12 protein-coding genes are annotated in these 12,087 nt (G+C 69.2%); 7 read left to right on the top strand and 5 right to left on the bottom strand.

Features of this window, described 5'->3' with window-relative positions:
- Nucleotides 1–84: 84 nt before the first annotated feature.
- The 5 genes from MAY35_RS08900 (at nt 85) to MAY35_RS08880 (ending at nt 4,153) form a co-directional block, all read left to right on the top strand.
- Nucleotides 85–888, top strand: coding sequence for a glycosyltransferase family 2 protein (locus MAY35_RS08900; RefSeq protein ID WP_238420841.1), 804 nt, complete (start codon nt 85–87; stop codon nt 886–888).
- A complete protein-coding gene (locus MAY35_RS08895; protein ID WP_238420839.1) occupies nt 885–1,835 on the top strand; it encodes an acyl-CoA dehydrogenase family protein in 951 nt (316 codons plus the stop codon). Before MAY35_RS08900 ends, MAY35_RS08895 begins: the two co-directional genes overlap by 4 nt.
- Nucleotides 1,832–2,614, top strand: coding sequence for a PIG-L deacetylase family protein (locus MAY35_RS08890; protein WP_238420837.1), 783 nt, complete (start codon nt 1,832–1,834; stop codon nt 2,612–2,614). Before MAY35_RS08895 ends, MAY35_RS08890 begins: the two co-directional genes overlap by 4 nt.
- 105 nt (nt 2,615–2,719) lie before the next feature.
- Entirely contained in the window at nt 2,720–3,379 is a 660-nt protein-coding gene (locus MAY35_RS08885) for a class I SAM-dependent methyltransferase (protein ID WP_238420835.1), read from the top strand.
- Nucleotides 3,380–3,469: 90 nt separating this feature from the next.
- Entirely contained in the window at nt 3,470–4,153 is a 684-nt protein-coding gene (locus MAY35_RS08880; RefSeq protein ID WP_238420832.1) for a GAF and ANTAR domain-containing protein, read from the top strand.
- Nucleotides 4,154–4,157: 4 nt separating this feature from the next.
- Here MAY35_RS08880 and MAY35_RS08875 read toward each other — a convergent pair whose 3' ends face one another.
- Nucleotides 4,158–5,741 carry a SpoIID/LytB domain-containing protein gene (locus MAY35_RS08875; RefSeq protein WP_238420830.1) on the bottom strand — a complete coding sequence of 528 codons (1,584 nt, stop codon included), beginning with the start codon at nt 5,739–5,741 and terminating at the stop codon, nt 4,158–4,160.
- A 508-nt stretch (nt 5,742–6,249) separates the two neighbouring features.
- Between MAY35_RS08875 and MAY35_RS08870 the strand changes: the two genes are divergently transcribed.
- Nucleotides 6,250–8,010, top strand: a complete 1,761-nt coding sequence (locus MAY35_RS08870; protein ID WP_238420828.1) for an N-acetylmuramoyl-L-alanine amidase — start codon at nt 6,250–6,252, stop codon at nt 8,008–8,010.
- Between the two features lie 99 nt (nt 8,011–8,109).
- Here MAY35_RS08870 and MAY35_RS08865 read toward each other — a convergent pair whose 3' ends face one another.
- The 4 genes from MAY35_RS08865 to MAY35_RS08850 all read right to left on the bottom strand — a co-directional run bounded on the left by MAY35_RS08865 (nt 8,110) and on the right by MAY35_RS08850 (nt 11,249).
- Nucleotides 8,110–8,949 carry an HAD family hydrolase gene (locus MAY35_RS08865; RefSeq protein ID WP_238420825.1) on the bottom strand — a complete coding sequence of 280 codons (840 nt, stop codon included), beginning with the start codon at nt 8,947–8,949 and terminating at the stop codon, nt 8,110–8,112.
- On the bottom strand, nt 8,946–9,782 hold the full coding sequence (locus MAY35_RS08860; protein ID WP_238420823.1) for a 1-acyl-sn-glycerol-3-phosphate acyltransferase: 837 nt from the start codon (nt 9,780–9,782) through the stop codon (nt 8,946–8,948). Before MAY35_RS08860 ends, MAY35_RS08865 begins: the two co-directional genes overlap by 4 nt.
- Nucleotides 9,783–9,853: 71 nt before the next feature.
- Entirely contained in the window at nt 9,854–10,624 is a 771-nt protein-coding gene (locus MAY35_RS08855; RefSeq protein WP_238420821.1) for a 1-acyl-sn-glycerol-3-phosphate acyltransferase, read from the bottom strand.
- A gap of 10 nt (nt 10,625–10,634) precedes the next feature.
- Nucleotides 10,635–11,249 (bottom strand): TetR/AcrR family transcriptional regulator, encoded by a 615-nt coding sequence (locus MAY35_RS08850; RefSeq protein ID WP_238420819.1) that lies wholly within the window; start codon nt 11,247–11,249, stop codon nt 10,635–10,637.
- Nucleotides 11,250–11,318: 69 nt separating this feature from the next.
- Between MAY35_RS08850 and MAY35_RS08845 the strand changes: the two genes are divergently transcribed.
- On the top strand, nt 11,319–12,062 hold the full coding sequence (locus MAY35_RS08845) for a nuclear transport factor 2 family protein (protein WP_238420817.1): 744 nt from the start codon (nt 11,319–11,321) through the stop codon (nt 12,060–12,062).
- Nucleotides 12,063–12,087: the final 25 nt, after the last annotated feature.

The raw sequence follows: 12,087 nt of genomic DNA, 5'->3' as shown, positions 1-12,087 counted from the left end.
TGGCACAGGAGCCGGGTAATGTTTCGATCGTCGGCCTGTAGTCCCCGGGCCCGTGCCTTGTCCTGTGAGTAGTTCGGGGTTTGCGTGACGCCGCTGTTCGTACGACCGTCCGACGACCGGGCATCGGCTGCCCTTCGTGACGCCCCTCCGCAGGCTCCAGGGCTCCTCCGGGAGCAGACACCATCGCCGCACCCTGCGGTCGCGCGCATCGTCGTCGTGGTCCCCGTCCACAACGAGGCCGAGCACCTCCCCGCATGCCTCGACGCTCTCGGCGCCGCTACGGCGGCGGTGGCGATCCCGGTGCAGGTGGTCGTGGTGCTCGACGCGTGCGACGACGATTCCGCAACGATGCTCACGGCGGATGTCTCGACCGTCGTCGTCGACGTGCGATGCGTCGGGGCGGCGCGTCGAGCCGGCTTCGACGCAGCCGCCCCCACGGCCGCGGAGTCGCACACCACGTGGTTCGCGACCACCGACGCCGATTCGACGGTCCCCCGGGACTGGCTCGTCGAACACCTGGCGGCCGCGAATGCCGGCGCGGACGCGTACGTGGGCACCGTCACCCCGGACGGGTTCGACGGGTGGCCGCCGGGGACCGGCGAGAAGTACCTGCGGGAGTACGACGCGAGTCCCGGACACGGTCACGTCCACGGTGCCAACCTCGGCGTCCGGGCCTCGACGTACCGCGCCGTCGGCGGGTTCGCCGAGCTCGACGCGGACGAGGACGTCGATCTCGTCGATCGCCTGCGCGCCGCGGGTGCGCCGATCGAAAGGGGCGCCCAGGTCCCGGTTCGCACGTCGACCCGGCGGGAGGGACGCACCCGGTACGGGTTCGCGAGCTACCTGCGGGACCTGGCCGACGACCAACCCGAGGCGGCCACCGGATGACGCCCGCGCGGGCCCGGGCCATCGTCGCCGATCCGTCCTGGGCGCTCCCCCGACCCGGCGGCGGCCGCACCCTCGACCGGTTCGCCGCTCTCGTCCGCGCATGCTCCGACGACATCAGCACGGGCCGCCTCGTCGAGGCGCACGCCGACGCCGACGCCATCCTCGCGGAGATCTGCGGCGGCGGGACCGCCCCGGGCGAGTTCTGGGGCGTGTGGGCCGCCCAGGCCCGCGACACCCGAGTGGACGCCCGGTCCGCTGCGGGTGGCTGGGAACTGAGCGGGATCAAGGAATGGTGCTCGGGGGCGACGTCGTGCACCCATGCGCTGATCACCGCGCACACCGAGGGCGGCGACCGGCTGTTCGCCGTCGATCTGGGACACACCGGGGTGTCCGCGGACAGCACCGGGTGGGTCAACACCGGGATGCATGGCTCCGACACCGGGACCGTGTCGTTCGACGCCGTACCGGCCGACCCGATCGGCGAACCCGGCGCCTACCTCGACCGGCCGGGCTTCTGGCACGGCGGGATCGGGGTCGCGGCCTGCTGGTTCGGCGGGGCGCGCAAGGTCGCGGCACCGCTCTACCGCGCGGCCCAGCGCTCCGACGACGCGTTGCTGCGGATGCACGCGGGCGCGGTCGACGCCCACCTCGCGGCCGGATGGGCGCACCTGCAGGCCGCGGCACATGACATCGACGCCGATCCGACGGCGCCGTCGAAACGTCTCGCCTTCGCGGTGCGCTGGTCCGTCGAACAGGTCGCCACCGCGGTGATCGATCGGGTCGGGCGTGCGTTGGGCCCCGGCCCGCTCGCCGCCGATCCCGATCACGCCCAGGCTGTCGCCGACCTCGCCGTCTACATCCGGCAGTCCCACGCCGACCGTGATCTCGCGGTCCTGGGCGGACTGACCGGGGGTCGGATACCCGGCCCGGGACCGGAGACGTCATGACGACCGGCGACATCTCCTCGACGGACCGCTTCGGGACGACCCCGACATCGTCGGAGGGAACCCCGGAGTCGGAGTGGCAGCGGTGGTTCGCCGTGCGGGGGCCGTGGCCCGACTTCGAGCCGGACGTCCGGCGGCTGATCGTCCTGGCCGCCCACCCCGACGACGAGATCCTCGGCGTCGGCGGGGTGATGGCGTCCGCCCACCGACGGGGTGTCGACGTCGTCGCGCTCTGCCTCTCCGACGGCTCGGCGTCGCATCCCGGTTCGCCGACGCTGTCACCGGCCGAGCTGGCCGTCCGGCGCCACGCCGAAGTCGACGCCGCCACGTCGACGCTGGGCATCGGCCCCACCCGATGGTGCGGGCTCGGCGACGGCACCCTGTCGGCCCACGAAGACGAGATCGAGGCCATCGTCGACGCGGTGATCACCGAGGAGCCCGAGACCCCGACCGCGCTGCTGGCGGTCTGGGCGCACGACGGTCATCCCGACCACGAGGCCGTCGGACGGTGCGCGCGCCGCATCGCCGATCGACGCGGCGTCCCGGTCTGGATGTATCCGATCTGGATGTGGCACTGGGCAACTCCCGACGATCCGGACATCCCCTGGCACAGGCTGCGCACCCGCGTCCTCGACGACGACATCGCCGTGGCCAAACGCGCGGCGGTGCGGGCCTTCGAGACCCAGATCCGCCCGCTGTCATCGGCACCCGAGGACGCCGCCGTTCTCGGTCCGCACATTCTCGACCGGTTGCTCCGCGATCGGGAGTTCGTCTTCGTGTGAACGGGGCACCCGAGGCGGCGCGAGACAGACGATGCCGGTGACGACCTACGGGCGACAACACGACGGGGCGACAACAGGACCGGCGAGGACAGGACGGGCAAGGACATGACCGACGACGGCACCGCTGGCGGTGATCGAAAATCACTCCCCGACAGCTACTTTCACGACATGTATGGCAGCAGTGACGACCCATGGGGCTTCACCTCGCGCTGGTACGAGCAACGGAAGTACGCCCTGACCCTCGCGGCGCTGAGTTCCCCACGGTACGGATCGGTGTTCGAGCCCGGCTGCTCGATCGGCGTGCTGAGCGCCGAGTTGGCCACGCGCGCCGACCATCTGCTCTGCACCGATGTCAGCCCACGTGCGGTGGAACTCGCGCGGAGGCGACTCGACGGCCACGACTCGGTCGACGTGCGCGTCGGCGACATCGTCTCCGACTGGCCGTCGGGCCGGTTCGACCTGATCGTCCTCAGCGAGGTCCTGTACTACCTCGACGACACCGACCTCGACGAACTGATCGCACGCCTACCGGAGTCGCTGACACCGACCGGCGAGGTGGTCGCGGTGCACTGGAGGTGGCGGGTCGAGGAGTACCCGCGGACCGGTGATGACGTGCACGACGCATTGCGCTCTTCGGCGTTGCACCTGTCGGCGACCTACTCGGACACCGACTTCTGCCTCGACGTGATGACTTCGTCACCGACCGGATCGGTTGCGCAACGAGAAGGATTGGTCGCTTCCGGTGCCGCACACCGTACGGCATAATGGGACGTCTGACAACGGGTGTGTTCGACGTCAGCCCCTTTGCTGTCACTCCGGCCAAGGCGCCGAACCACGTCTCATGAGGAGGCAGGAGTGACCGAGCTGGCGGATTTCGGTGCGCAGATGACGCGCATCGCAGGTGAGATGCGCAAGGAGAGCGACGACACCGAAGCGGCACTTCGCTCGATGATCAAGTTCGCGGTGGATGCGGTTCCCGGGGCGGAGTACGCCACGGTGACCCTCGTCACCGACAACACCGTCGAGACTCCCGTGATGGTGGGCGACCTCGGCGGCGAGGCCGACCGGCTGCAGCGCGAACTCGGCGAGGGACCCTGTCTGCGAGCAGCGGTCGGCGTCTCGACCGTCTGCATCGACGACATGACCGAGGAGTCGCGCTGGCCGGCTTTCGCCGCGTCGGCCTCGGCCCTGGGCATTCGCTCGATGGCGTGCTTCTACCTCTACATCGACGGCGACGACTCCGCCGCGCTGAACCTCCACAGCACCGAGACACATGCGTTCACCGACGAGGCGTTGCTGCTGGGTGAGCTGTTCGCCGCGCACGCGGCGACCGCATTCGGGGCGGTCAAGGAGAAGCAGCAGCTCCGTGCCGCGCTCGGGACCCGCGACATCATCGGTCAGGCCAAGGGCATGATCATGGAACGCTATCGCCTCGACGCGGCCGAGGCGTTCGCACTGCTCGCCCGGCTGTCACAGGACACCAACACCAAACTCGTCGACGTCGCCGCCCAGATCGTGGAGGCGGGACCGGAGGTCTGACGTCTCAGCGGAAGGCGTCGCGCTTGGGGAAACCGAGCACGGGCATGCCGCCGCGGTCCTGATACCGCTCGAGTGCCTTGCCGACGAGGACGCGGGGTCCGGTCGCAGGGGTGAAGAACATCATCCCTTTCTCGAACAGCTGGGTGACCCCGGCGGCGTCCGGCGTCAGTGCAGGCACGCCGAGTGCCTGCCCGAGGGGGCCGGTGATCCCACCCAGGTCGGCGAACCGTCCGTTCATCGCCGATGTCGCCATGTCCAGGATCTTCGACGATCCGGGCACGAGTTGCTCGGCGAGCTGGTTGAGGCTGCCGAAGTCGATCCCACCGCCGCCGGGCGACGCCGGACCGGTGGGCGGCTTGACGATCCGCGGGGGGGCCGGCTGACCCTGGACGGAGAACCACGACGACTTGAGCTGCAGCTTCGTGCGTGCTTCTTCGCCGGTGACCTCACGGGTACCGGCCGAGCCCACTGCGCGCACCTTGATCGCGCGACCGTGCTCGGCGCCCAGGCCGTTGGCCTCGATGACCTCGAACCGCTGCAGGGCACCGACGCCGAACGCGGAGCCGATGCTGCCGGCGCTGACGGTCGCGGTCCAGTTGTGGTTGGGCGACACGGTGTCGCCCTCGTCGATCACCGCGGGGAACCGCCCGCCTGCGGTGAAGCCGCCGGTCGATGCGGAGAACTCGGTGAAGGCGGGTTGTCCGTTCTGCAGCAGGATCTGGCCACCGGTGGCGTCGGCCGCGGCGTTGGTCCGCCGGTCCTCGCCCGCAACCCCGCCGTAGACCTGAGAATTCTGGGTGTCGTCGATCTTCTTGCCGCCGGCGATGGCCGCCAGCGCATAGGTTCGGGCCGCCACGGCCTGCGCCTGCAGCGCTGCCGCACCGCCGGAATCGCCCCAGGCGGGCAGACTCTCGCGCGGGATGACGCCCTTGACGTAGTCGTCGACGTGGATGCGGTTGACGACGCGACCACCTTCGAGGCCGAGCGCACCCCGGTAGGCCTTGTTGGATCCGCAGAATTTGAGGAACTCACCGGCAGGTCGGTTGGGGGCCATGCTGAGTGGTTCGACGAACGTGGCGGGTACCGATCGCACCGCACCGCCGCCGCACCCGCTGAGGATCGTTGCTGTGCCCCCGGACAGGCTGACCGCCTGTCCGGGAGCCACTGTCTGACCACCGACTCGCATGCCGGCGTCCGCGTGCACATTCACCGAGTTCTGACCCGTGAGGGCCACGATGATCTCGGGCCTGTCCACCTTCCCCGCGGTGGTGCCACCGTAGTAGTGGCGCAGGATCTGCTGTGCCGTCCAGCCCTTGCGGGCGTAGCCGTACGCTCCCCATTGCCCCATTCCGCGGCCGTGGCCATGACCGTGCCCGATCAGCGTCACCGTCGACCCGACCGAAAGTTCGACCTCGGGGGTCGAATTCGATGAACTCGCGACAGCGAGGCCACCGGCGAGCAGTGCGGGCGCAAGCCCGGCCGCGGCCCAGGTCAACGCGCGGTTGCGGGCCCGTGCGGGCCGCGCGACGCTCGCCGTCCATTTCGGCAGACGCCGTGTGGGTCGGACTCTGGTCACTGCTGAACACATCCTTCGGTCGCGACGACACCAGCCTCGACCGCCGCTCTCTCTACGACGCCCGTAACGCTTGTGACTGATGTGACGATTGGGACTTAAGTGACCCTAGTGAAGTGGGCGACCGATCAACAACCCGAGGGGATCACAACCGAGTCACGAGTTGCCCCCTCGGTCGTGACCTCGGTTCGACCACGGAGGCTCCTGCGATCCGTATGACTTTGTGTCCGGCTTCCGACTCCGATGTCATACGGCTGCCGGGCCCAATGGGATGCTCAGTAGCCACAGACGTCACTCTCGCCCCTTCGATAACAAGAGCATCACGAGTTACCGGATTGCGGCGTGTGCCGCTCTTTCCACGGTCGCCATGCGGTGACGATGACCGCCGTACCGAAACACGCTCGATGCCGCTTCGGCGGCTCGGGCTGCGTCGATCGCCACGATCGATTTCCACGGCTGACCGGACCCCGACACGCCCCGCACCCACCCGGACGCGGTCCGACCAACCTGCGAGGAGACCTGAGTGCGTTACCCCAGACCGAAACACTCGATCGCGCTCGCGGCCATCGCCGCCGCGGTCGTCGCCACGCCGTTCGTGGTCGTCGCGAGCACGAACGATCCCCAGCTCGTGGACAACAAGCAGAAGGTCGCCAACACCGAGATCGAGCAGGTGCCGTTGCGGGAGCTGCCGGCCGCCATCGTCGACGTCGCCTCATCGGGACTCGCGGCTGCCGGTGTGTCGCTCCCGCCCATCGATCCGAATGCGTTCCCGCTCCCCGACCTGACCGTCCCGCTCCCCCGCGGTCTCGTACCCGGCGGAAACGGCGATCCCTCGACGACCTCCGGCTCGCCGAGATCAGGCGCGCCCGGGACGTCGGGACTGGAGACGTCGGGATCGGAGTCATCAGAATCGAGGGCGCCGCGATCAGGGTCGCCGACCACCGAGTCACCCGCACGGGACTCGTCGGTACCGGAAACGTCTGGACCGGAAACCTCTGGACCGGAAACCTCTGGACCGGAAGCATCACCCACATCCGACGCCCCGACGCGCGCCCCGTCGCCCCGCCGGCCGGGCGCCTCGACGAGCACATCGTCGACGCCGACCATCCCGACCATGGCCGACGGCCGCGAGGTCGGGGCCGCGGTCACGCACATCGTGCGCGACGCCCCGATCAAGATGGTGGCGTTCACCTGGGACCGGCCCGCCGACGTCGACCTCAGACTGCGCGCGAAGAACCCCGACGGCAAGTGGGGCCCGTGGACCGCACTCGAGCAGATCTCACGCGGTGCGAAGGTCAGTGCCGAGAACCCCGTCGGCACCGAACCCGTGTGGGTGGGTGACGCACGCGAGGTCCAGGTGGCCGCCAGCAAGGACGGGCTGGCGATCCCCGCCGCCCAGACCCAGGGCGGCGATCTCGCCCAGCTCGCTGTGGGCACCGCGAGCAAGGTGGTCACCACCCTCGCCACCACGGCGTTCAATGCCCTCAAGGCCACGCTCATCAGCCCGGAGAGCCTGCTCTCGCTGGGCTCGTCCCTGCTCACCCCGCTGACCGGCGGCCCGCAGGTGGTGGCGCGCCAGCAATGGGGTGCCGACGAATCGATCCGGTGCTCGCAGCCGGTGTACTCGCCGCAGATGCGGGGTGCGATCGTGCACCACACCGCCGGGAGCAACGATTACACCCCGCAACAGTCGGTCGAGATCGTCCGCGGCATCTACGCCTATCACGCGCGCAGCCTGAACTGGTGCGACATCGGCTACAACGTGCTCATCGACAAATACGGGCAGATCTTCGAAGGCGCGTTCGGCGGCCTGGACCGCAACGTCGAGGGCACCCACACCGGCGGCTTCAACAAGGACACGGTGGGCGTGTCGATGATCGGCAACCTCGAGGAGGTTCCGCCGACCGCGGCCATGGTGTCGGCGACCGGCCGCTTCCTGCGCTGGCGCCTCGGCAAGGCCGGACTGAACCCGGCAGGCACCGCGACGCTGACGTCGGAAGGCTTCGCCGGCAGCAAGTTCGCGGCCGGAACGCAGTCGAATCTCCCGATGATCGCCGGGCACCGCGACTACAACAGCACCAGCTGCCCGGGCGTGTTCGGCTATGCCGCCCTCACCCAGATCCGGGCACTGGCCGGGGGCGCGGCACCCGCGCCCGAACCGGCTCCCCCGGCCGACCCCGCGGCACCCGCACCACCGCCGGCCGAACCCGGAGCACCGGCACCCGGTGCACCCGCACCGCCCGGCGAACCGGGCGCACCCGCGCCCGTGCCGCCTGCGGCCTGAGACGCCACATCGCCACCTCCGAGAAGATCGCCGGCCAGAGCCGGCACATCCGAACGGGGGTGGCGATGTGTCTGAGCCCGGTGTGGGCCTACTGCGGGATCAACCGACCGGGAACCAACGTTCGAGAACACGGGCGACGCCGTCGTCGTTGTTCCCGACCGTGACCTCGTCCGCGGCGTCGAGAGCGGCCGGGTGTCCGTGCCCCATGGCGACACCGTGACCGGCCCACGTGAGCATCTCGACGTCGTTGGGCATGTCTCCGAACGTGATCACGGCGTCGGCCGGGAGTCCGGCGAGGTCGGCGAGGCGCTCGAGCCCCGAGGCCTTGTGGGTGCCGGGCACCGACAACTCGATGAGTCCGTTGTCGGTGGAGAACGTGACCTGGGCGAGGTCGCCGACCATCGGCGCCAGACGCTCGGCCATCTCGTCGCTGGCCATACCGGGTTTGCGGACGAGCAGTTTCACCGCCGGGTGGCCGAACACCTCGTCGTCGCCGACCTCGACGTGGTCGGGGTTCAGCCAGGCGTGTTCGTATCCCGCGCTGGCGACGAAGGGAGCCGTGGCCGCGTCGTTGGCCGACTGCCCCGCACGCTCCGCCGCGATGCCGCACCCCGGGATCTGCTGGTAGGCGATCTCGCCCAGCTTCAGCAGGACATCGGGCTCGAGGTTCGCCGACCAGAGGACGCGGTCGTGCTCGGCGTCGTAGAGGATGGCGCCGTTGGCGCACACCGCATATCGGACGAAGGCGTCGGTGCCGGCGAACTGGTCGGTGATCTCGGCGATCCAGCGCGGTGGGCGCCCGGTCGCCAGCACGAACTCCACACCGGCGGCGCGCGCTGCGGCCAGCACCGACAACGTCCGCGCGGAGACGCGGTTGTCGTCGTCGATGAGGGTTCCGTCCACGTCGCTGGCGATGAGTGTGGGTGGACCGAATGTCATCTGCGTCTGCTTCCTCTCGACCGAGCTCTCTCGGCGGCTCCCCGGGACTTCTCGGCGGCCCGCTGTGCCCGCGCCTCCGCTTTGCGAAGTGCTTCGTCGGCCTCGATCACCGCGGCCTCCTGCGGTGTCGGCGCCGAGCCCCCCAGTCGAGACGGGACCCAGAACTCGCCGGGCGGATGGACACCATAGGCGTCCTGCACCTCCAAGAGCATGGCGGCCATGGTGTCGCGGAGCCTCAGCGTCTCACGCTCGGGTGTCTCCTCGGGACCGGGGGTGAACGGCATTCCGAACCGGACGTGAACCGGGAGTCTGCTGCGACCGATGTCACGCCGACCCCCCTTGGTCCACTGCCGATGCGCTCCCCACACGATGGCCGGCACGATCGGGACACCCGCCTCGGCGGCCATCCGGACCGCACCGCTCTTGAAGTCCTTGAGTTCGAAGCTGCGACTGATCGTCGCCTCCGGATAGACGGCGACGATGTGCCCGTCGCGCAGCCGGCCGAGCGCCGCCCGGTACGCGTCGGCGCCGCGCGAACGGTCGACCGGCACGGTCTTCGTGTGGTTGACGAGGAAGCGCATGATCGCCACGTCCATGACCTCGGACTTGATCAGAAACCGGGTCCTGCGACCCGCACGCTGGACGCCGAGCGCGAGGGGCAGGAAGTCGAGATATCCCGTGTGGTTCACACACAGGACCGCGCCACCCGAGTCCGGGATGTTGTCGATGCCGGTGAAGTGCAGGTCGAGAGCCTGCGCGCGGACGAGCCCGTTCGCGATGACCTCCAGGACGCGATACACCGGCTCCCGGTGTGCGTGCCCCCTGCGGTTCATGGATCAAGATTACCGGCGGGGCACGACGGACATCTCCGGCCGACGACCGACGACGGTCGACCGACCGACCGTCAGATCACGCCGGGATCGTCCTCCCGACGTTCACGCCTGGCGGCACGCTCGGCCTGCTCCTCGGCGTCCATGCGGTTCGCTTCCTCGAGCGTCGGCGCCGAGCCACCCAGTCGGGCGGGAACCCAGAACTCGCCCTTCGGGTGCTCGCCGTAACCGTCTTGCAGTTCGAGCAGCTTGGCGCTCATCACCTCGTGCAGTTTCGCCGTCAGCGCATCGGCGTCGCCGGTGGGTGCGATCGGCTCGCACACCCCGATGGAGATCGGGTACCCGGTCCGGCCGAGTCGCTTGGGATGGCCCTTGGTCCAGACCCGTTGGGCACCCCAGATCACGGTGGGGACGATCGGGGCCCCGGATTCCAGGGCCATGCGCGCCGCCCCGGACTTGAAGGTCTTCAGCTCGAAGCTGCGGCTGATGGTCGCCTCGGGATAGACGCCGACGAGTTCACCGCGCTTGAGGTAGTCGACCGCAGCCCGGTAGCTCTCCGCGCCCTGCCCACGGTCGACCGGAATGTGCTTGAGCGACCGCATGATCGGACCCGACACCTTGTTGTCGAAGACCTCTTTCTTCGCCATGAACCGCACCTTGCGCCTGCCCTGCAGGAACGCGGGGATGCCCGCGTAGGTGAAGTCGAGGTATCCGGTGTGGTTGATGGCGACGACCCCCGGCCCCTCGGCCGGCACATGTTCGACACCTGAGACCTTGAACTTCAGTCCCTCGGCCAGCCACAGCAGGCGGGCAGTGGTGATGACGGCGTCGTAGACGGGTTCCATGGCAGAGAGCTTAGCGATCGCCCCCACCGACCCCGACGATGGCGAACACGAGGTCGACGGCGGCATCGGCCAGTTGGGCGGACGTGAGCTCCAACCGCCCGTCGACGTAGTCCAGATACAGGACCGTGAGCGCGCCGGCGAGTGCCGAGGAGACGACCGCGAGTCGCGCCGGCGGCATCGACCGACGATCGGCGACCAGCGTCAGCACGGCTTCGACGAAGCCCGGGACGATCGCCGCCCGGTGTGCGCGCAGGACGTCGTCGGCCAGCGGCTCGCGCAACAGTATCCGCGCACGACCGGGGTCGGCTTCGAAGAAGTCGCGGCACGCCTCGAGCAATGACCGCACCCCGTCCCGGCTGTCCTCCGCACGGCCTCCGGCGGTCACGTGGGCGAGCAGTTCTCGGGTAACCCGGTCGTACACCGCGGTGATCAGCTGCTCCCGCGACTCGAAACTCTCGTAGAAATAGCGCGGACTGAGATTGGCCTCGCGAACGACCGCCCGCATCGTCACAGCGGCTGCGCCACCCGTGCCGAGCAGTCCCTCGGCGACCACCAGCATCTGTTCGCGCCGCTCGTCGGACCGATCGGCGAGCGTCTGTCCGCGCCAGAGCCTGCCCGAAGTCATCCGTTCATCGTCGCATCTTTCCCGGCGCACCCATTGACATCACCTGATTCAACATGAAGCATCTGCTTCATGTTCAGTGAAGAAGCGTTCCAAGAAGCTCTTTCCACCCCTCGCCTCGCCAAACCCGCCCCCGAGTACCTGAAGGCCAATCGCGGCGTCCCGGTCCGGGCCATCTCCGAACCCGAGTTGCAGCAGTCCACCCGCGACTGGTTCGACATGTTCGACAAGAAGCTCACGCACCTCGGCAATGCCCACGACACCGACCTGACGTGGATCATGACCTGGGCCAAGAAGTACTGGTGGAGCTTCCTGGTACGCGACATGAGCATCAACGACGAGCTCTATGCGAAGGACCTCCGCTACACCGACGTCACGACCTTCGGCCGCACGATCGTCGGCATCGACGACTTCGTCACCTACAACTTCGCGTTCTTCGACGCCATCCCCGACTGGCGCTACGACCCGCTGCCCGACCAGGTCTACATCGATGTGCAGCCCGACGGCACCGTGCGCACCGTCATCCGGTACATCGGCAGCGGCCACTTCAGCGGCCCCCTCCGGATGTACCCGTACGACGAGACGGCGCCCACCATCTACGGGGACGGGCGATTCATCCAGGCGCCCGCCGTCGACCGCTATCACTTCAACGCCGACGGCCTGATGGAAGAGGGCGAGACCCTCTACGACTTCATCGACGCCGTCCAGCGCGCAGGCCTCATGCCGCGCGACGACAGCAAGCTCATCCGGAGCCTGTTCGCGGCGTCGAAGCTGCCGGTCTTGGCGCGCAACGCGGTGCGCCGTATCGCGGGCTGACCGAGCAGGCCGATCGCCCCGCGTG

Source organism: Gordonia sp. 'Campus' (assembly GCF_022206305.1).
In the GTDB taxonomy this organism is placed as follows: domain Bacteria; phylum Actinomycetota; class Actinomycetes; order Mycobacteriales; family Mycobacteriaceae; genus Gordonia.
This window is presented reverse-complemented; position numbering and strand designations above follow the sequence as displayed.